A 20,083-nucleotide genomic window follows, 5' to 3' on the forward strand; every position below is an offset into this window, starting at 1 on the left:
GCGCCTAGACCTTCAAGCGTTCGGCATGGAAGGCGATGTGGTCGGCGATGAAGCTGGCCATGAAGAAGTAGGAGTGGTCGTAGCCGGGCTGTATCCGCAAGGTGAGCTTCTGGCCGGCGGCGTCGGCGGCGGCTTTGAGAAGTTCCGGCTTCAGCTGATCGATCAGGAAGCTGTCGGCGTCGCCTTGGTCGATCAGGATGTCATCGAAGACGCCCTTCGCCGCGCCGGCTGCGATCAGCTTTGCAGCGTCGTGGCGGTCCCACGTCGCCCGGTCTTCACCCAGATAGGCGGTGAAGGCCTTTTCGCCCCAGGCGCACCGGGTGGGCGAGGAGATCGGCGCAAAGGCCGAGACCGAACGGAACAGGTCGGGGTGGTTCAGCGCCAGGGTCAGGGCGCCGTGGCCGCCCATCGAATGGCCGCTGATCGAGCGGACGCCCGTTGTCGCAAACTCGGCGTCGATCAGGGCGATCAGTTCCTCGGTGACATAGGTCTCCATGCGGAAATGCGGCGCCCAGGGCGCCTGCGTCGCATCCAGATAGAAGCCCGCGCCCTGACCCAGGTCATAGGCGGGATCGTCGGCGACGCCTTCTCCGCGCGGGCTGGTGTCAGGCGCCACGACGATGACGCCGTGTTCGGCGGCGGCCTGGTAGGCCCCAGCCTTGGTGGTGAAGTTATCCTCGGTGCAGGTCAGGCCCGACAGCCAGATCAGCACCGGGAAAGGCCCCTCGCCCGCCGGCGTGAAGACCGACAGCGTCATCGGCGTGCCGGTCGCTGTGCTGTCGTGCTTCAGATAGCGCAGGGTTCCGCCGTGGACGGCGTGGGTCTTGATGGTTTCCACTCAGTCGGTCTTTCGATGCATAGCGCAGATCTTGTTGCCCGAAGGGTCGCGCAAATAGGCTAGGATCATGGGGCCGAAGGGGCCCTTACGTTCGCCGGGCGGGTCCTCGATGGCGCGACCGCCGGCCGCGACGCCGGCGTCGTGGAAGGCCTGGACCATCTCGGACGTCTTGGCGTGAAAACCAATGGTGCCGCCGTTGGCGTGGCAGGCCGGCTCGCCGTCGATCGGCGCGCCGATCGCAAAGGCGCCCATGCGGGTGCGCCACCAGTAGCGCCCCTTGGGGTCCGGCCCTTGGCCCGGCTCGGTGCCCAGGGCGCCGAGCGCGGCGTCATAGAACCGGCGCGACGCCTCGATGTCGTTGGCGCCGACGGTGACGTGAGTGAACATGGTCAGACCTCCCTCTTTCAGTCCGTTTTCTTAAACAACGAACCCGGCGGCGCGCAAGGCGTCAGAACACCACGACCGAGCGGATGCTCTTGCCCTCGTGCATCAGGTCGAAAGCCTTGTTGATGTCGTCCAGGGCGAAGGTGTGGGTGATCATCGGGTCGATCTCGATCTTGCCGTCCATGTACCAGTCGACGATCTTGGGCGTGTCGGTACGGCCGCGCGCACCGCCGAAGGCCGAACCGCGCCAGACGCGGCCGGTCACCAACTGGAACGGGCGGGTGGCGATCTCCTTGCCAGATTCGGCGACGCCGATGACGACGCTCTCGCCCCAGCCGCGGTGGCAGGCCTCCAGCGCCTGACGCATGACGACGGTGTTGCCGGTGCAGTCGAAGGTGTAGTCCGCGCCGCCATCGGTCAACTGGACCAGATGGGCCACCACGTCCGACACGTCCTTGGGATTGACGAAATGGGTCATGCCGAAGCGGCGGCCCCATTCTTCCTTGTCGCCATTGATGTCCACGCCGACGATCATGTCGGCGCCGACCATCTTCAGCCCCTGGATGACGTTCAGCCCGATGCCGCCCAGGCCGAACACGACGCAGTTGGCGCCCGGCTCGACCTTGGCCGTGTTGACCACGGCGCCGACGCCGGTGGTCACGCCGCAGCCGACGTAGCAGGCCTTGTCGAAGGGGGCGTCCTTGCGGATCTTGGCCACCGCGATCTCGGGCAGGACGGTGTAGTTGGAGAAGGTGGAGCAGCCCATATAGTGGGCGATGGCCTGACCCTTGTAGCTGAAGCGGCTGGTGCCGTCGGGCATGACGCCCTTGCCCTGGGTGCCGCGAATGGCCGTGCAAAGATTGGTCTTGCGCGACAGGCACGACTTACACTGGCGGCATTCCGGCGTGTACAGCGGGATGACGTGATCGCCGACCGCGACCGAGGTCACGCCCGGCCCCACCTCGACTACCACGCCCGCGCCCTCGTGGCCCAGGATCGAGGGGAAGACGCCCTCGGAGTCCAGCCCGTCCAGCGTATAGGCGTCGGTGTGGCAGATGCCGGTGGCCTTTATCTCGATCAGCACCTCGCCGGCGCGCGGTCCCTCCAGATCGACCTCGACAATCTCCAACGGACGTTTGGCCTCGAAAGCGACGGCGGCGCGGGTTTTCATGGCGGGGGCTCCTTAACGATTCCCTTCTCTTCTAGGGCAGGCGCAGGATGGTATGAAGCCGTCATGTCACACACAAACCTCGTCGTCCTGACCGGGGCCGGCATATCGGCCGAGAGCGGCGTGCCGACGTTTCGGGCGTCGGACGGGCTGTGGTGCGGGCATCGGGTGGAGGATGTGGCGACGCCGGAGGGCTATGCCGCAGATCCGGCGCTGGTGCAGGACTTCTACAATCAGCGGCGGCGGCAGTTGGCCGAGGTCCAGCCCAATGCGGCGCACAGGGCGCTGGCGGACCTGGCGGCGCGGTGGCGGGGCGACTTCCTGCTGGTGACGCAGAACGTCGACGATCTGCACGACCGGGCGCATGGAGAGACGCCGCCCGCCGCCGGGTTCGAGCTGATCCATATGCACGGCGAACTGCTGAAGGGCCGCTGCACCCGGTCGGGCGTGGTGATGGACTGGGCCGGCGACATGGCGGCGGATCAGGCCTCGCCGCATCATCCCGAAGGCGTCATGCGGCCGCACATCGTCTGGTTCGGGGAGATGCCGCTTCAGATGGAGCGGATCGAGCGGGCGCTGGAGCGGTGCGACCTGTTCGTGTCCATCGGCACGTCGGGCGCGGTCTATCCGGCAGCGGGGTTCGTGCAGGCGGCGCGATATGCCGGGGCGCGGACGGTCGAGATCAACCTGGAGCCCACGTCGGGGGCGCGCCTGTTCGACGAAGGCGTTTACGGGCCGGCGACGCAGGCCGTGCCGGCCTTCTTCGACACGCTGTAGAGACGAAAACGGCGGCCGCTGCGAAGGCGGCCGCCGTTCCGGCGTTCGAGGTCGAGGCGGCCTAGGCCAGGACGACGATGGTCACGCGGCGGTTCTGCGAACGGCCCTCGGGCGTGTCGTTCGAGGCCACCGGCTGTTCCTGGCCGTAGGAGATGGTGGCCATGCGGTTCAGGGCGACGCCCTGCCGGTTCAGGAAGCGACGCACGGCCTCGGCGCGTTGCTCGCCCAGCTGGTCGTTATGCTCGGGCGTGCCGGTCGAGTCGGTGTAGCCCTGGATTTCCAGATAGACGTTCTTGTTCTCGCCCTGCAGACGCTGGGCGAACTGGGCCAGGCGCTGCTCGGCCTCGGGCGACAGGGCCGCCGCGTCGGTGGGGAATTTCACGGAATCGTCCGACAGCACGACCTGATAGAGGAACTTGCCCTCGGCCAGTTTGTGCGCGTCGTTGGCGCGTTGCAGAGCCTGGCCTGCGGTGCCTTCGACGGTGGTCACGCGGTTGTCGACGACTTCGACCTGATCACGCACGAAACGATGGCTGGCGCAGCCGCTGGCCGCAAAGCCGAGGGCGATGAGGGCGCCGCCGACGACCGCCGTCCTGAGTTTCGATCTGCTCAAGTTCTGTCTCCTTCTTGCCGGGAGCGCCACACCCAGTTCATGCGCAAGATGAAAATGGCGTATGAGACAAGGCGGAGTAATGACGCGCTTTGGGCGGCATCATGTCAGCTTGACCATAAGCAGATCGAATATTCGCGTTATTCTTGCATGAGCACGGAACCATCGCCTCAGTGAAGACGTTCCGCCGCCGACGGCTGATGCCGGAGGGCGGACACGCTCATCTATCGCCGCTCTGCGCCGTCGCGCGGTTGTATTCACGACGACGCCACTTTCCTGACGCGACCGAATGTTTTCAACGGGGCATGGCGGTTTTTACAGGCGTTTTGTCCCGATGACCATGCGGCGGCGTGTTCAACTCCCATCACGGATCGGCGATTGAGCGCGGCGCGCACACGGCGCTGGGCGCTGGCGGCGACGCCGATCCTGGCCGCGCATCTGGGGCTGGCGCTGCTGATGCACGGCCAGGCGGAACCGATCGTCGAGACGCCGCAGACGCCGCCGATGATGGTCGAACTGGTCGAGCCGCCCCCGCCGCCTCCGCCCCCGCCCGCGCGCGTGATCGCGCCCGATCCTTCGTCCAAGCCTGACGCGCCGGCCGCCGCCGCCCAGGCGGCCGCGCCAGCCAAGCCCGCGCCCCAGCGGCGGCCGCCAGCCGTGGCGGCGGCGCGACCGCGACTGGTGGTGAGCAAACGCCCGCCCGACGTCGAACCCCTTCCCGCCGCGCCCGCTCCGCCGGGTCCGCCCCTGCCCCTGCTGGGCGCGGCCCAGATCGCCGGCGCCATGACGGTCGGCGCAGGTCCGGGCGGCGGCGGCGGAACGGGCGTCGGCGGCTCGGGCGGCTCGGGCGGGACCGGCGCCGGTTCAGGCTCCGGCGGCGGGTCGTGCGACATGGTGCGCTGGGTCCAGGACGCCGTGCGCGACGACCAGGCCGTGCGCCGCGCCGTCATCGCCGCGTCCCAGGACATGGACGCGAACGGACGCGCCATTCTGGTCTGGAACGGCGACTGGCTGCAAAGCCGCAACCAGGCGGGCAAGGGTCTGGCGGGCGTGCGCCAAGCCATCGCCCTGGAAGTCGCCTTCGCCCCGGCCGAGTGCAAGAGCCAGCGCATGACGGGCCTGGCCGTGCTGAAGCTGGAAGACCGCCCCGGCGGCGCGCAACTGGCCCTGGGCAAGGGCAGCTGGCGCTGGTCGGACCTGCTGGGCGCGGGCTGACGCGCCGACGCCCATTCAGACAGTCGTCGGCAAAACACCGTCTAATTCGTCTAATTCGTCTGATTTCTTTCTCCCCGACTATGCGGTGCGTTTCGTGCGAACGAACCGAGACAGGATCGCACGGCTTGGAAGCGTGGGCAGGAAGAAGACGCCGGCGAGCGAGAGAAGATTGAAAACATTAGACTGACCTCAGGCGAATAGGATGGTTGGCCCCACCCCTTAGTGATCGTGCGGCGAGCCGAGCGAAACTGGGGGATCACGAAGGAAAGACGTGCGCGCGGTTGCGCTCCTCTCCTTGGACACGCACCTAGACTGCCATGCCCGTCTCTTCCGACTATCGCCCCGAACCGCGTTTCTTTGACTTGGGCGCGGACTATGCCGATGCGGTTCAGGCCGCAGATTTTCCTCAGACGATCCTGCGGTTTCGTAACGACCGCGCGGCCGCCGAGGTCGGGCTGGAGGGGCTGAGCGAGGCGGAATGGATCGCGGCGTTCGGGCGGTTCGAGCCCCTGCCGGGTCAGCCCGGTCCGATCGCCATGCGCTATCACGGGCATCAATTTCGGCACTACAATCCCGATCTGGGCGATGGGCGGGGGTTCCTGGCGGCGCAGATGCGCGACGCCTCGGGTCGGCTGATGGATTTGGGAACGAAGGGCACCGGCCAGACGCCCTGGTCGCGTGGCGGCGATGGGCGGCTGACGCTGAAGGGCGGGGTGCGCGAGGTGCTGGCGGCGACGATGTTGGAGGCGCAAGGCGTCCCGACCAGCCGCGCCTTTTCGCTGATCGAGACCGGCGAGGCGCTGGAGCGCGGAGACGAGCCGTCGCCGACGCGGTCGGCCGTGCTCGTGCGACTGTCGCACAGCCATGTGCGGTTCGGGACGTTCCAGCGCGCGGCCTATCTGGGACGCAAGGACCAGATCGAGGCGCTGATCGAACATGTGCGCAGCCTGTATCATCCGGACGTGGCGACCGGCGATGCGCCCGGTCTGCTGCAGGCGGTCGTCGAGGCCTCGGCGAAACTGACGGCGCGGTGGATCGCGGCGGGCTTCGTGCACGGGGTGCTGAACACCGACAATCTGAACGTCACGGGCGAGAGCTTCGACTACGGCCCCTGGCGGTTCCTGCCCGAATACGACCCGGCCTTCACCGCCGCCTATTTCGACCAGACGGGCCTTTACGCCTTCGCGCGTCAACCCGAGGCAGTATTCTGGAATCTGACACAGCTGGCCGGCTGTCTGAAACTGGTCGCCGAGGTCGAGCCGTTGACGGATGCGCTGAACGGCTTCGGTCCCGCCTATATCCGCGAACTGCGCGCCGCCTTTTTGATGCGGTTGGGCGTCCACAGCCTGGGCGAGGCGGCGGATCAGCGGCTGGTGGATACGACCCTGGCCCTGCTGCGCGAAGGCGGCGCGGCCCTGCGGTGGGAGCCGCTGTTCTTCGACTGGTTTGGCGGTTTCGCCTCTTCGGCCCGCGCCCTGTCGGGACCGCGCGCGAAACTCTATCAAGGCGAGGCCTTCGACGCCTTCCGCTTCGCCTTGATGGAACACGAACCGGACCGGATTGAGCGACTGGAGCATCCGATGTTCGCCGCCCGTGAACCGGAAGAGATGCTGATCGACGAGGTCGAGGCGATCTGGGCCGCCATCGCGGACGCCGACGACTGGACGCCCTTCCAAGCCAAGCTGGATCGACTGGAGGCGGCGCGTCGGGCCTGGGGCTTCACGGCCTGACGCCGAACCTTACAAAAGCTTCATCTCGTTTATCGATAATTTTCTTGCCCGTTTATCGATAAATCCATATCGATAGTCACCAAGGCGGTCGCGGAGGGCGACCCGAAGGGAAGGGCTTTCGTGATGAAACTGATCGGCAAATATTCAATCGCAAGCGCTCTGCGCTGGTGCCTGGGGTTCGCAAACGTCTTCGTCATGCTGGCGACGATCGTCATGGCGATCTGCCTCTTGGGCAGCGTCGTATCGGCCGACTTCGCCGCAGGTTTCATCGACGGACTGAAGGACATGAACAGCAGCACGGGCCGTGAGCTGCAATGGCCGGAGCGTCTGACCTTGCTCGGCGCCTTCATGGCCTGCGGCTTCACCTGGTGGATCATCAATCGGCTGCGGCGCATCCTGCTGTCGGTCAATCAGGGCGACGCCTTCGAGTTCGCCAACGTCAAACGGCTGCAAGGCGTGGGTCTGGGCCTGATCGGCATTCAGCTGACGGCGCTGCTGCTGGTCTTTGTCGCCCCGCAGAGCATCGGCCAGTCGCCAGCCGACTATGACTTCGACCTGGGCTCCTGGCTGGGCATTCTGGTGGTCTTCATCCTGGCCGAGGTGTTCCGGCAGGGGTCGGCCATGCGCGACGAACAGCTGACCACGGTCTGAGGAGCGCGCGCCATGATCATGATCCAACTGGACCGGCTGCTGCTCGAACGCCGGATGTCCCTGACCGAACTGTCCGACCGCGTCGGCGTCACCCTGGCCAATCTGTCGATCCTGAAGACCGGCAAGGCCCGCGCGGTGCGCTTCTCCACCCTGGACGCCCTGTGCCGCGAACTGGACTGCCAGCCTGGCGACCTGATCGTCCAGACGCCGGGGCCGCAGCCCGAAGACTGAAATCGCGCGTTGCAAATCCTTGTGGGGCATTGGGAATCGGCCCAATGCCCCCGCCCCGTAACAGAAAGTCATCGGCTGATGTCATCAGTTGATGTCATCGCATGATGACAACCGACTGAAGCGCCGCTATATAGGCTTCAGCGAACGGCTCCCCGGGGAACGCCCCAAGGTCGGATCGCAGCCGTTCATGACCTTCAGGCGTCCTCCCCGATGACCACCTCGACCTTTACCACCGCGCCGTCGCGCAACCGCGCCGCATACGCCAACATCGCCCTTTGGACGCTACAGGGCTGGATCGCGATGTTCTTCATCGCCGCCGGCTACGCCAAGCTGACCGAGCCGATGACCAACCTGATCAATCTGATGGGCTGGCCCGCTGTCGCGCCCGAGAACATGGTGCGCGGCCTGGGCGTGGTCGAGATCGTTCTGGCCATGGGCGTGTTGAGCCCGCTGATCTCGTGGCGGGTGGGTCGCCCCCTTCTGCTGACGGCGACGGTCGGCCTGATCGTCATGGAAGCGACCATGATGACGATCCACGCGCTGAGCCAGGACTTCGGCCTGGCGGCGGTCAACGCCGTCCTTCTGGCCATCACCGTCCCGGTGCTGCTGGGCCGCCGCAAGGCTTGATTTGAAAGAGATCGAACGCCGGACCCCTCTCCCCCCTGCAGTCCGGCGTTTGCGCCCGGAGCTTCCCCCCAGGCTCCGGGCTTTTTCATGCCTGATCGTCGACGCGAGAGAAAAGCTTACCCTTACGTGCGCGTAAGCCTCTTCCCTTTACGCGCACGTCAAGTTATGAAGGCGCATGGCCACCGCCGACGACCACCGCACCTATTCCATTCGCCAGCTGTGCCGCGAGTTCGGCGCCACGGCGCGCGCCCTGCGATTCTATGAGGACAAGGGCCTGCTGACGCCCGCGCGCAAGGGCCAGACCCGCGTCTATGACGCGCGCGACCGCGCCCGGCTGAAACTGATCCTGAGGGGCCGCCGCATCGGCTTCACCCTTCAGGAGATCCAGGACATGATGGATCTCTATGATCAGAAGGATCACAACGTCCACCAGATGGCCGTGGCCCTGGTGCGGCACCGCGCCCAGATCGCGGCGCTGAAACAGCAGCTGGAAGACATCGAAGGCGCCATCGAGACGGCCGAACAGGCCTGCGCCTGGATGGAATCCAAGTTGTCCGAACACCGCCCCGACCTGCTGCCGGGCGCCGAAGACTATGAGAAGCTGCTGCGCGCGCGTCTCAACCACGACCACCACCACCCCTTCAAAGCAAGAGCGTAATCCATGGCCTACAAGGCGCCTGTCCGCGACTTCACCTTCATCCTGAATGAAGTGCTGGAGATCGACCGCTACACCAACCAGCCGGGCTTCCAGGACGTCTCTTCGGATCTGGTCAGCCAGATTCTGGAAGAAGGCGCCAAGTTCGCCGACGAGGTCATCGCCCCGATCAACAATCCGGGCGACAAGGAGGGCTGCCACTGGGCCGAGGGCGGCGTGGTGACCGGACCCAAGGGCTGGAAGGAAGCCTACAAGGCCATGTCCGAGGCCGGCTGGATGGCGCTGGCCGCCGACCCGGCGTACGGCGGTCAGGGCATGCCCAGCGTGGTGGCTTCGGCCTTCGGTCAGATGACGGCCGGCGCCTCGGCCGCCTTTTCGATGTATCCGGGCCTGACGGCCGGCGCCTATTCCGGCATCCACGCCAATGCGTCCGAAGAACTGAAGCAGAAGTATCTGCCCAAGATGGCGACCGGGGAATGGTCGGGCACGATGAACCTGACCGAGCCGCAGTGCGGCACGGACCTGGGCATGGTGCGCACCAAGGCCGTGCCCAACGGCGACGGCTCCTATTCGATCACCGGCCAGAAGATCTGGATCTCGGCGGGCGAGCACGACTTCGCCGACAACATCATCCACACGGTGCTGGCCCGCGTCGAAGGCGCGGTTCCGGGCATCAAGGGCCTGTCGCTGTTCGTCGTGCCCAAGTTCCTGGTCAATGAGGACGGTTCGCTGGGCGAGCGCAACAGCCTGGAATGCGCCGGGCTCGAGCACAAGATGGGCATCCACGGCAACGCCACCGCCGTCATGCAGTACGACGGCGCCAAGGGCTGGCTGATCGGCGAAGAAGGCCGCGGCATGAACAATATGTTCGTCGTGATGAACGAGGCCCGCCTCGGCACCGGCCTGCAGGGCCTGGCCATCGGCACCGCCGCCTATCAGGCCGCCGTCGAGTTCGCCAAGGACCGCCTGCAAGGCCGTTCGCTGACCGGACCGAAGAACCCGGACGGCCCGGCCGACAGCATCATGGTCCACCCCGACGTGCGCCGCATGCTGCTGGAATCCAAGGCCTTCGTCGAAGGCGGCCAGGCCTTCATCCTGTGGACCGCGCTTCACGCCGATCTGGAGAAGTCCGAGGACGCGGCCGTGGCCCAGAAGGCCAAGGATTACATGGGCCTGCTGACGCCGGTGCTGAAGGCCTATCTGACCGACAAAGGTTTCCATGTCGCGTCTCTGGGCATGCAGGTGCACGGCGGTTCGGGCTATACCGAACACTTCACCGCCTCGCAGTATCTGCGCGACGCCCGCATCACCATGATCTACGAGGGCACCAACGGCATCCAGGCGCTGGATCTGGTGGGCCGCAAACTTCCCGCCAACGGCGGCCGCGCCATCATGACCTGGTTCGGCGAGATCGACGCCTTCGTCGCCGAGAACAGCGGCAATGAGGCCATCAAGCCCTTCGTCGACGGCCTGGCCGATGTGAAGGCCAAGCTGCAGGACGGCACCATGTGGCTGATGCAGAACGGCATGGCCAACCCGGACAACGCCGGCGCCGCCTCGACCGACTATCTGAACGTCTTCGGCCTGACGGCGCTGGCCTATATGTGGGCGCAGATGGCCAAGGTGGCCCAAGCGCAGGTCGAGGCCGGTTCGACCGACCCCTACTACGCCAACAAACTTCAGACCGGCCGCTACTTCGTCGAGCGCATCCTGCCCGACGCGGAAGCCCATCTGAAGAAGATGAAGACCGGCGCCGACGTGCTGATGGCCATGCCGGCCGAGGCGTTCTGATCTCAGACTGACAACGAAACGGGTCGGCGATCTCGCCGGCCCGTTTTTCTTACCGGCCAGACGGGCAAAAGCCCGCGAACCTGAGGGACGAAACCGATGAACGTACTGGGCAGCCCCGATCCCGATTTCATGCGTGAAGAAGAGATCACCCTCTTCTCCGACAGCGTCCGCAAATGGATCGACGAGCACGCGCCGCTTGAGAAGGTGCAGCAATGGATCGCCGACTCCTCGGTGCCGCGTCAGCTGTGGAACGACGCGGGCGAGGCGGGCCTGTTGGGCCTGTCGCTGCCGGAAGAGGATGGGGGTTTCGGCGGCGACTATCGGCACGAGGTCGTGCTGATGCGTCAACTGGGCTGGAAGGGCGCGGACCACTTCGGCATTTCGCTGCACAATGCGATCGTCATGCCCTACATCTGGCATTACGGCACCGAGGAGCAGAAGCAGCGCTGGCTGCCGCGCCTGCAATCGGGCGAACTGGTCGGCGCCATCGCCATGACCGAACCGGGCGCGGGCTCGGACCTGCAAGGCGTCAAGACCACGGCGGTCAAGTCGGGCAACGGCTATGTCGTCAACGGATCCAAGACCTTCATCACCAACGGCCAGCTGGCCAATTTCCTGATCGTGGTCGCCAAGACCGATCCGGCCGAAGGCGCCAAGGGCACCTCGCTGATCGTGGTCGAGACCGATGGCGCGGAAGGGTTCGAACGTGGTCGCAACCTGCACAAGATCGGCATGGAGGCCAACGACACCTCCGAGCTGTTCTTCAACGACGTGAAGGTGCCCGGCGACAACATCATCGGCGGGACGGAAGGCCAGGGCTTCGTCCAACTGATGCAGCAGCTGCCTCAAGAGCGGCTAAACATCGCCGTCCAGGGCGTCGCCGCCGCCGAGCGCGGCCTTGAAGCCACTCTGGCCTACGTCAAGGAGCGCAAGGCGTTCGGCAAGCGCGTCATCGACTTCCAGAACACCCAGTTCAAACTCGCCGAGGTCAAGACCAAGCTGACCGTCGCCAAGGTCTTTACCGACCACTGCATCGGCCTGCATCTGCAGGGGAAACTCGATGCCGCCACCGCCTCCATGGCCAAATACTGGGTCACAGACATCCAGGGCGAGACCATCGACGAGATGCTCCAGCTCCACGGCGGCTATGGCTATATGAACGAATATCCGATCGCCCAGCTATACAAGGACGCCCGCGTCCAGCGCATCTACGGCGGCACGAACGAGATCATGAAGTTGCTGATCGCGCGGACGCTGTAAGGATATCGATCCGTCCATTGTGATCCAGGCCTTTCACTTCGCTGCGGCCGGGATGACAAGCGGTTTGCGTCAGGTCATGTAGGGGCATGATCCGCCTTTACGTCACATCGCCGCTCGCCGCCGCCGGCTCCGTCGCGCCCACGCTGGACCAATCGCGCTATCTGACCCAGGTCATGCGGCTGAAAGCCGGGGATGATCTGCTGGCGTTCAACGGGCGCGACGGGGAATGGCGCTGCACGGTCGCGGAAGTGCTGAAGAAGGGCGTGATCCTGCGCGCCGAGGAACAGGTGCGACCCCAGACCTTTGGTCCCGATCTGGAACTGATCGTGGCGGTGGTGAAGAAGGCTCGCGTCGAGACCATTGTGGAGAAGGCCGCCGAGCTGGGCGCGCGCCGGGTACGACTGGTCCTGACGAAACGCACCAACGCCGACCGCATCCGCCTGGACCGGCTGGACGCCATCGCCGAAGAGGCCGCCGAACAGACCGGGCGGATGGACGTGCCCGCCGTCGATGATCCGATCAAGCTGGACGCCCTGCTGGACGGCTGGGAAACCGGACGCCGGCTGATGTTCTGCGACGAGACGGGCGGGGCGCCCGCCGTCTCGTCCCTGCGCGACGCAGGCGAAGGCCCCTGGTCCATCCTGATCGGGCCGGAGGGCGGGTTCTCGCCGGAAGAGGGCGAGCGGCTGCGGTTCCTGCCCTTCACCACCGCCGTGTCGCTGGGCCCGCGCATCCTGCGCGCCGACACCGCCGCCATCGCCGCCATGACCCTGTGGCAGGCGGCCGTCGGTGATTGGGAACGATAAGTCCGCCCCTCAGGCAGCGAGCCGACGCAGACCGAGCGTCAGGGAAAGACGAAAGCCCTCTTGAGCCTTGCCGCAATCTTGCCCATCTAGCCGCGACACACGGTCGCTTACGATGCGCCCGCAGGGGACTGACGCATGACCGACAACGCGCCGCTGACCCGGACCGACCTCATCGAGGCCATGTCCAAGGGGATCAAGCCCAAGGACCAGTGGCGCATCGGCGCCGAACACGAGAAGTTCGGCTTCGACAAGACCACCCTGGCCCGCCCCGCCTATGACGGCCCGAACGGCATCAAGGCCATGCTGGAGGGTCTGCAACGCTTCGGCTGGTCGCCCGTCGAGGAAAACGGCTTTCTGATCGGACTGGAGCGAAGGAACAGCGAAGGCTTCGTCGCCTCCGTCAGCCTGGAGCCGGGCGGTCAGTTCGAACTGTCGGGCGCGCCGCTTCTGACCATCCACGACATCTGCAACGAGACCGGCCAGCACCTGATGGAGGTCAAGCAGGTCGCCGACCAGATCGGCGTCGGATTCCTGGGCGCCGGCTTCGACCCGCTGTGGACGCGCGAACAGGTGCCGGTCATGCCCAAGGGCCGCTACGACATCATGCGCGCCTATATGCCCAAGGTCGGCACCCTGGGCCTGGACATGATGCTGCGCACCTGCACCATCCAGGCGAACCTGGACTTCGATTCCGAAGCCGACATGGTGATGAAGTTCCGCACCTCCTTGGCGCTGCAACCCATCGCCACCGCCCTGTTCGCCTGCTCACCCTTCACCGAGGGACGGCCTAACGGGTTCCTGTCGGCCCGCGCCAACGTCTGGACCGACACAGACGCCGACCGCACCGGCATGCTGGGCTTCGTGTTCGAGGACGGGTTCGGCTTCGAGCGCTACGCCGACTATGCGTTGGACACGCCGATGTATTTCGCCAAGCGCGACGGCCATTATGTCGACGCCTCGGGCCAGTCGTTCCGGGATTTCCAGGCCGGCAAACTGCCCGCCCTGCCCGGCCAGTATCCGACCCTGAAGGACTGGAACGACCATCTGACCACCCTCTTCCCCGAGGTGCGGCTGAAGGCCTATCTGGAAATGCGCGGCGCCGACGGCGGACCCTGGAGCCGGATCTGCGCCCTGCCCGCCCTATGGGCCGGGGTTCTGTACGACGCGCCGTCGCTGGCCGCCGCCTGGGACCTGGTCAAGGACTGGGACATCGCCGACCACGAACGCCTGCGCCGCGACGTGACGCGCCTGGGTCTGAAGGCCGAGGTGGCGGGCCGATCGGTGCGCGACATCGCCGTCGATCTGGTGAACATCGCCAAACAGGGGCTGAAGAATCGCGCCAAGTTTTCTGGCGGCATGGTGGACGAGCGCGGCTATCTGTCGGAACTGGAAGACATCGCCGACAGCGGCGTCACGCCGGCTGAGCGCCTGCTGGACCTGTATCACGGCGCCTGGCAGGGCGACGTGAAGCGCATCTACGCCGACTTCGCCTACTAAGGGACGGTGTAGTCCGAGCAGTCGGGCAGCGGGCTGTCCGGTTTGTATTCGCCGGCCTTGGCGTCGAAGGTGAACCGACGAATGAAGCTGCATTTCGGATCGCGCGCGGCGATCAGGTCGGCAGGCTTCAGCGGCGGCTTCTCCAGCGAGTCTTCGGATCGCGAGGCGCCGCGCGGATAGGCCGTCGCCGTCGTCTCATAGGTCAGGACCGGCATTGCATCCGCCGCGTCGCTCGCGGTCAGGGTCGCAGCGAAACTGTATTCGTCGTGGCATGCGCCTGCGCGCTGGGTCATGTCCTCCTCGCTGAAACAGGCGCGGATCATCAGCGAACCCTGGATCGGCACGGTCAGCACCGGTGCGGCGCCGGTGTCGCCGTCCGCATCCAGCCGATAGAGCCGCAACTCCGTCGCCTGCCCGCCGCCGCCGGAATACATGCTGCGGCTCTCCATCTCGACCCCGGCCAGAAACCCGCCGTCCGCCAGCCGGATCAGGCCAGCCCAGGGCTTGTAATTTTCCACCTCGCCCGACGCCTCTTGCGGCGCGGCCGGCAGGGCGTCGGGCACTCGGACGACCGGGGTGAAGACCGGCTCGCCGTCACGCGTCTGCTGCGTCAGACCGACGCACTGAGCCCCGTCGTCCGTGCAGGCTCGATCCTCGGCCAGGGTCAGGGGTTCGATTCCGTCCCCTGATAGCGGGGATTGGAGCATGGCGATCGCGGCGAGAAGCAAGATCATGAGTTGTTCCTAACCGACACGGCGCACGACGCCATCGGCTCTTTTCGATCCTTTGCAAAGGCGAGCTTAACCGATGCGCCGTAACATGGGTCTCAGTTCGAGAGAGTGCGCAATGACCTGTTCGCCCGTTGCGGCCCTGGCCTTCCCCACAGCCGATGTGGATCTGGACACGTTCTTCGATGTGTCGCTGGATCTGCTGGTGGTGCGCGAGCTGGATGGGCGCGTGGTCAAGGCCAGCGCCTCCTGGTTCACCATGCTGGGCTATCGCCCCGACGAGATCGAGGGCCAGGGCCTGTTGCGCCTGATCCACCCGGACGATCACGCCGCCACCCGCCAGAGCATCGTCGAGGTCGAAAACCGGCGGCCGGGCGATCCAGTCCTGGGCCAGATCAACCGATATCGCCACAAGGCCGGTCATTACGTCGCCGTCGAATGGCGCGCCCATCGCCAGGGCGACCGCATCTATGGCATTGCGCGCGACGTGACCGAAAAGGTCGCGGCAGAGCAGGCCCTGCGCGAAGCGACCGCCGCCGCCGAGGCCGCCAATGCCGCGAAGTCCGAGTTCCTGGCCAATATGAGCCATGAAATCCGCACGCCCTTGAATGGCGTGATCGGGATCGTCGACGCCCTGTCGCGCACCGAGTTGACGCCCGAGCAGGCTGAGATGGTGGCCCTTATCGCAAGCTCCGGCGTAACGCTGGAACGGCTGGTGTCCGACATTCTGGATGTGTCCAAGATCGAGGCCGGGCATCTGGACCTGGAAAGCCGGCCCTTCGATCTGGACGAGGCCGTCGCCGCCCCGCTGGACGTCATGCGTTTGAAGGCCGAAGCCAAGGGACTGACTTTCGACATCCGCCGCGACGCCGATGCGCGCGGCATGTTCGTCGGCGACAGCACCCGCATCCGTCAGGTGCTGGACAATCTGCTGTCCAACGCGATCAAGTTCACCCATCAGGGCGCGGTCGGCGTCGCCCTTGCGGTGGAGGAGGATTCCGACGGCCTGACCCAGCTGACGCTACGGGTCGAGGATACGGGCGTCGGCTTTTCTTCCGATCACGCGGCCCGGCTGTTCGACCGGTTCAGCCAGGCCGACAGCACCATCACGCGCCGGTTCGGCGGCACGGGCCTGGGCCTGTCGATCTGTCGTTCGCTGGTCGAGTTGATGGGCGGGCGGATTTCCGCCGCCTCCACCCCGGGCGTCGGCAGCCGGTTTACCGTCGAGATCCCCCTGACGCGCGCCGCCTCGCTGACCGAACACGATGCCCAACGACGCGCGCGTGCGGCCGAGGCCGACCGCCCCCTGGCGCCCCTGCGCGTGCTGCTGGCCGAGGATCACCCGGTCAATCAGCGCGTCGTTCAGCTGATCCTGGCCGCGCACGCCATGCAGGTCGTCACCGTCGCAGATGGCGAACAGGCCCTGGCCGCCTTCCAGTCCGAGACCTTCGACCTGATCCTGATGGACATGCAGATGCCGGGCATGGACGGCCTGACCGCCACCCGCGCCATTCGCCAGATCGAGGTCGCCCGTCCCGATCAGTCGCGCACGCCGATCATCATGCTGAGCGCCAACGCCATGAGCGAGCACCGCGACCAGGCGCGCGACGCCGGCGCCGACCTGCACGTCCCCAAGCCCATCACCGCCGCCAGTCTGCTGGCCGGCATCCAGGCGGCGACAGCGCTCTGATCCGACGTTGACAAAGTTTGCCAAGGGACCATTCTCATTGAGAGGAGGCCGACCATGGCGACGATGAACATCTCACTGCCCGATCCCATGAAGGCCTGGGTCGAGGAACAGGCGAAATCCGGGCGCTACGCCAACACGTCGGACGTGGTGCGCGACCTGATCCGCCGCGAGCAGGTCAAGGCCGAGAAGATCGCGCATTGGCAAAGGCTGATCGTAGAGGCCGACGCCTCCGGTGTTTCCGACCAGTCGCCACGTGAAGTGATCGAAGAACTGCGCGCCCAGTTGCGTCGCGCCTCCTGATGCTTCGTCTAAGCCGCGCGGCGCGGGCGGACTTGCAGCAGGTCTATCTGCAAGGCCTCGAGCTGTTCGGGGGCCGTCAGGCCGATGACTATATCGAGGGTCTGTTCGCGAAACTGGACTTGCTTGCGGATTTTCCACGTCTTGGAGCGGGTCGACCGGAGTTGAGCGCGGACGCCCATGTGATCTTCTACAAAAGCCACGCCATTCTCTATCGAATCGACGATGCGGACGTGTTCGTCCGACGCATTCGGCACGAGCTGGAAGACTGGCAGTCCGACACAACTGGCGTCGGATCGAGCGACGAACGGAGCGAACCATGACCCACCCCATCCATGTCGGCATCGGCGGCTGGACGTTCGAGCCGTGGCGCGGGATCTTCTATCCGGAAGGCCTGGTTCAGAAGCGCGAGCTGGAATATGCGGCGTCGAAACTGACCTCGATCGAGATCAACGGCACCTATTATTCGACCTTCAAGCCCGACAGCTGGAAGAAATGGCGCGACGAGACGCCGGATGGCTTCGTCTTTTCGGTGAAGGCCAGCCGCTATTGCACCAATCGCAAGGTGCTGTCCGAAGGCGCCGAGAGCTTCGACAAGTTCCTGAGCCAGGGCCTGACCGAACTGGGCGACAAACTGGGGCCGATCAACTGGCAGTTCATGGGCACGAAGAAGTTCGACGCCGAGGACTTCGAGGGCTTCCTGAAACTGTTGCCCAAGGAGAAGGACGGGGTGCGGCTGCGGCACGCGCTGGAGGTTCGCAACCCGACCTTCGCCACCGAACAATTCTATGACCTGGCCCGCAAATACGGCGCGGCCATCGTCTATGCGGTCGATGACGAGGAGCCGACCTGGCCCCAAATCGACGAGGCGACCGCCGACTTCAGCTACGCCCGGCTGATGTCCAGCCGCGAGGACGAGCCGACCGGCATGACGGCGACCGAGCTGGAGGCGGTGGCGGATCAGGCCAAAGCCTGGGCCAAACGCGGCGAGGTCTTCGCCTATTTCATCTCGGGCGCGAAGGTGCGGAACCCGGCGGCGGCTCAGGCGCTGATCGCCAAGCTGAAATAGCGGTCCGGACGCTTGCGGACCCGCGGCCGTCCTCACATCTGAGGCCGGCTCACTGCAAAGCCTGAAGGACTATTCCCATGCCGATCGCCACACGCGCCTTCGCCGCGACCGCCGCCGACAAGCCGCTGACGCCCTACAGCTTCGAGCGCCGTGATCCGGGTCCGGACGATGTGCTGATCGACATCAAATATTGCGGCGTCTGCCACTCCGACCTGCACGCCGCGCGCGGCGAGACGGGCGGCACGGCCTTCCCCCTGGTGCCGGGTCACGAGATCGCGGGCGTGGTCAAGGCGGTCGGATCGAACGTCACCCGCTTCAAGGAAGGCGACCGCGTCGGCGTCGGCTGCATGGTCGACAGCTGCCGCGAATGCGCCTCCTGCCAGGAAGGCGTCGAACAGTATTGCATCCCCGGCTTTACCGGCACCTATGGCGGCAAGGACAAGAAGGGCGGCACGTCGGAAGCCATCACCCAGGGCGGCTATTCCGACCACATCACCGTCGATCAGCATTTCGTCCTGTCCATCCCCGACAGCCTGGCGCTGGACGTCGCCGCCCCCCTGCTGTGCGCTGGCATCACCACCTATTCGCCGTTGAAGGAATGGGGCGTGGGACCCGGCTCAAAGGTCGCGGTTATCGGCTTGGGCGGTCTGGGCCATATGGCCGTCAAGCTGGCGGCGGCCATGGGGGCGGAAGTCACCGTCCTGTCCACCTCGGACCGCAAGAAGGCCGACGCCGAGCGGATGGGCGCCAAACACTTCCTGATCAACTCCGACAAGGATGCGATGAAGGCGGCCGCCGAGAAGTTCGACCTGATCATCAACACCGTCTCGGCCACGCACGAGATCGCCAGCCACATTCAGTTGCTGGCCCGCGACGGCACCATGATCATGCTGGGCCTGACGACCGAGGGCCTGCCGGTCTTCGCCCTGCCGCTGCTGTGGCGTCGTCGCCGCATCGCCGGCTCGCTGATCGGCGGCATTCGCGAAACCCAGGAGATGCTGGACTTCTGCGCCGAGCACGGCATCGCCTGCGACATCGAGACCATCGCCCCGGACCAGATCAACGACGCCTATGAGCGGATGCTGAAATCCGACGTCCGCTATCGCTTCGTCATCGATATGGAAAAGCTGGCCGCCTGATCACCGGGACGAAGATCAACGAAACGCGACGGAGGCATGAAACTTCCGTCGCGTCAGATTCTCGCCTTGCGCGCTAGCGCTCGCGCGTTAATCCTGAACCGCGACAAGGCCTTCTAAGGGTCTGCACAGGGACAGGAGACGATATGGCGCGCGTAGCTTTCGTGACGGGCGGGACCCGGGGCATCGGCAAGGCAATCGTTCAGCGCCTGCATGAGGACGGCTTCAAGGTCGCCGCCGGCTATTCCGGCAACGACGAGGCGGCCAAGGCCATCGCCGATGCGCTGGACGTCATGGTGGTCAAGGGCAACGTCGGCAGCTTCGACGACTGCGCCCGCGCGGTGAAGGAGGTCGAGGATCAGCTCGGCCCCATCGACATCCTGGTCAACAACGCCGGCATCACGCGCGACGGCTTCTTCCACAAGATGAGCCACGACCAGTGGTCCGACGTCATCCGTGTCAATATGGACAGCGTCTTCAACATGACGCGCCAGGTCATCAACGGCATGCGCGACCGGGGCCACGGGCGCATCGTCAACATTTCCTCGATCAACGGTCAGAAGGGTCAGATCGGCCAGACCAACTATTCCGCCGCCAAGGCCGGGATGATCGGCTTCACCAAGGCGCTGGCGCTGGAGAATGCGCGCAAGGGCGTGACCGTGAACTGCATCGCGCCCGGCTATATCGACACCGAAATGGTCGGCGCCATGGACCCCAAGGTGCTGGAAGGCATCATCAGCCACATCCCCGTCGGCCGCCTGGGCAAGGGCGAAGAGATCGCCGACATGGTGTCCTGGCTGGTGGGCGAGCGTGCCGGATATGTCACAGGCTGCACACTGTCGCTGAACGGCGGTCAGTACCTGGTGGGTTGAGGCGGGCTTCGCCCAAAATCCGCCGCGCGCGGGTTTCATCAAGTCTGTCAT

At 65.7% G+C, this 20,083-nt stretch carries 22 protein-coding genes; 17 read left to right on the top strand and 5 right to left on the bottom strand.

The window, feature by feature from the left end; translation table 11 throughout:
* Positions 1-4 precede the first annotated feature (4 nt).
* The 3 genes from fghA to BLR19_RS08590 all read right to left on the bottom strand — a co-directional run bounded on the left by fghA (position 5) and on the right by BLR19_RS08590 (position 2,393).
* Positions 5-838 carry an S-formylglutathione hydrolase gene (gene fghA, locus BLR19_RS08580; protein WP_091749699.1) on the bottom strand — a complete coding sequence of 278 codons (834 nt, stop codon included), beginning with the start codon at positions 836-838 and terminating at the stop codon, positions 5-7.
* On the bottom strand, positions 839-1,225 hold the full coding sequence (locus BLR19_RS08585) for a VOC family protein (RefSeq protein ID WP_091749702.1): 387 nt from the start codon (positions 1,223-1,225) through the stop codon (positions 839-841).
* 61 nt (positions 1,226-1,286) lie between these two features.
* Complete coding sequence (locus BLR19_RS08590) at positions 1,287-2,393, bottom strand: S-(hydroxymethyl)glutathione dehydrogenase/class III alcohol dehydrogenase (protein WP_091749705.1); 1,107 nt, start codon at positions 2,391-2,393, stop codon at positions 1,287-1,289.
* 63 nt (positions 2,394-2,456) lie between these two features.
* Between BLR19_RS08590 and BLR19_RS08595 the strand changes: the two genes are divergently transcribed.
* Positions 2,457-3,167: an NAD-dependent deacylase gene (locus BLR19_RS08595; protein WP_091749708.1), complete on the top strand. Its 711-nt coding sequence runs from the start codon at positions 2,457-2,459 to the stop codon at positions 3,165-3,167.
* Positions 3,168-3,228: 61 nt separating this feature from the next.
* Here the strand turns inward: BLR19_RS08595 and BLR19_RS08600 are convergent, their stop codons facing one another.
* A complete protein-coding gene (locus BLR19_RS08600) occupies positions 3,229-3,780 on the bottom strand; it encodes an OmpA family protein (protein ID WP_039244254.1) in 552 nt (183 codons plus the stop codon).
* A gap of 375 nt (positions 3,781-4,155) precedes the next feature.
* Between BLR19_RS08600 and BLR19_RS08605 the strand changes: the two genes are divergently transcribed.
* The 10 genes from BLR19_RS08605 to BLR19_RS08650 all read left to right on the top strand — a co-directional run bounded on the left by BLR19_RS08605 (position 4,156) and on the right by BLR19_RS08650 (position 14,240).
* Positions 4,156-4,992, top strand: a complete 837-nt coding sequence (locus BLR19_RS08605; protein WP_091749711.1) for a hypothetical protein — start codon at positions 4,156-4,158, stop codon at positions 4,990-4,992.
* 317 nt (positions 4,993-5,309) lie between these two features.
* Positions 5,310-6,722, top strand: a complete 1,413-nt coding sequence (locus tag BLR19_RS08610) for a protein adenylyltransferase SelO (RefSeq protein ID WP_091749714.1) — start codon at positions 5,310-5,312, stop codon at positions 6,720-6,722.
* Positions 6,723-6,845: 123 nt separating this feature from the next.
* Positions 6,846-7,373 (top strand): DUF2975 domain-containing protein, encoded by a 528-nt coding sequence (locus tag BLR19_RS08615; protein WP_091749717.1) that lies wholly within the window; start codon positions 6,846-6,848, stop codon positions 7,371-7,373.
* A 12-nt stretch (positions 7,374-7,385) separates the two neighbouring features.
* Positions 7,386-7,604, top strand: coding sequence for a helix-turn-helix domain-containing protein (locus BLR19_RS08620; RefSeq protein ID WP_039244779.1), 219 nt, complete (start codon positions 7,386-7,388; stop codon positions 7,602-7,604).
* Positions 7,605-7,814: 210 nt separating this feature from the next.
* Positions 7,815-8,231 carry a DoxX family protein gene (locus BLR19_RS08625; protein ID WP_039244781.1) on the top strand — a complete coding sequence of 139 codons (417 nt, stop codon included), beginning with the start codon at positions 7,815-7,817 and terminating at the stop codon, positions 8,229-8,231.
* 175 nt (positions 8,232-8,406) lie between these two features.
* Entirely contained in the window at positions 8,407-8,889 is a 483-nt protein-coding gene (locus BLR19_RS08630) for a MerR family transcriptional regulator (RefSeq protein WP_039244783.1), read from the top strand.
* A 3-nt stretch (positions 8,890-8,892) separates the two neighbouring features.
* Positions 8,893-10,677, top strand: coding sequence for an acyl-CoA dehydrogenase C-terminal domain-containing protein (locus tag BLR19_RS08635; RefSeq protein ID WP_091749720.1), 1,785 nt, complete (start codon positions 8,893-8,895; stop codon positions 10,675-10,677).
* Between the two features lie 96 nt (positions 10,678-10,773).
* Positions 10,774-11,937 carry an acyl-CoA dehydrogenase family protein gene (locus BLR19_RS08640; RefSeq protein ID WP_091749722.1) on the top strand — a complete coding sequence of 388 codons (1,164 nt, stop codon included), beginning with the start codon at positions 10,774-10,776 and terminating at the stop codon, positions 11,935-11,937.
* A gap of 86 nt (positions 11,938-12,023) precedes the next feature.
* Positions 12,024-12,743 (top strand): 16S rRNA (uracil(1498)-N(3))-methyltransferase, encoded by a 720-nt coding sequence (locus BLR19_RS08645; protein WP_091749726.1) that lies wholly within the window; start codon positions 12,024-12,026, stop codon positions 12,741-12,743.
* 135 nt (positions 12,744-12,878) lie between these two features.
* A complete protein-coding gene (locus BLR19_RS08650; RefSeq protein WP_091749729.1) occupies positions 12,879-14,240 on the top strand; it encodes a glutamate--cysteine ligase in 1,362 nt (453 codons plus the stop codon).
* Here BLR19_RS08650 and BLR19_RS08655 read toward each other — a convergent pair.
* Positions 14,237-14,974, bottom strand: a complete 738-nt coding sequence (locus BLR19_RS08655; RefSeq protein ID WP_091749731.1) for a hypothetical protein — start codon at positions 14,972-14,974, stop codon at positions 14,237-14,239. The genes BLR19_RS08650 and BLR19_RS08655 overlap by 4 nt on opposite strands.
* A 112-nt stretch (positions 14,975-15,086) precedes the next feature.
* Here BLR19_RS08655 and BLR19_RS08660 point away from each other — a divergent pair, with 112 nt between their 5' ends.
* The 6 genes from BLR19_RS08660 (at position 15,087) to phbB (ending at position 20,032) form a co-directional block, all read left to right on the top strand.
* Positions 15,087-16,658: an ATP-binding protein gene (locus BLR19_RS08660; RefSeq protein WP_091749734.1), complete on the top strand. Its 1,572-nt coding sequence runs from the start codon at positions 15,087-15,089 to the stop codon at positions 16,656-16,658.
* A gap of 54 nt (positions 16,659-16,712) precedes the next feature.
* Positions 16,713-16,958 (top strand): type II toxin-antitoxin system ParD family antitoxin, encoded by a 246-nt coding sequence (locus BLR19_RS08665; protein ID WP_045809783.1) that lies wholly within the window; start codon positions 16,713-16,715, stop codon positions 16,956-16,958.
* On the top strand, positions 16,958-17,278 hold the full coding sequence (locus tag BLR19_RS08670; RefSeq protein ID WP_091749737.1) for a type II toxin-antitoxin system RelE/ParE family toxin: 321 nt from the start codon (positions 16,958-16,960) through the stop codon (positions 17,276-17,278). The genes BLR19_RS08665 and BLR19_RS08670 overlap by 1 nt, the downstream gene beginning before the upstream one ends.
* Positions 17,275-18,024, top strand: coding sequence for a DUF72 domain-containing protein (locus BLR19_RS08675; RefSeq protein WP_091749740.1), 750 nt, complete (start codon positions 17,275-17,277; stop codon positions 18,022-18,024). Before BLR19_RS08670 ends, BLR19_RS08675 begins: the two co-directional genes overlap by 4 nt.
* 77 nt (positions 18,025-18,101) lie before the next feature.
* Complete coding sequence (locus BLR19_RS08680; protein WP_066549790.1) at positions 18,102-19,163, top strand: NAD(P)-dependent alcohol dehydrogenase; 1,062 nt, start codon at positions 18,102-18,104, stop codon at positions 19,161-19,163.
* 143 nt (positions 19,164-19,306) lie between these two features.
* On the top strand, positions 19,307-20,032 hold the full coding sequence (gene phbB, locus BLR19_RS08685; protein WP_017505756.1) for an acetoacetyl-CoA reductase: 726 nt from the start codon (positions 19,307-19,309) through the stop codon (positions 20,030-20,032).
* Positions 20,033-20,083: the final 51 nt, after the last annotated feature.

It is taken from the genome of Brevundimonas sp. 374, assembly GCF_900102995.1.
In the GTDB taxonomy this organism is placed as follows: Bacteria; Pseudomonadota; Alphaproteobacteria; order Caulobacterales; family Caulobacteraceae; genus Brevundimonas; species Brevundimonas vesicularis_C.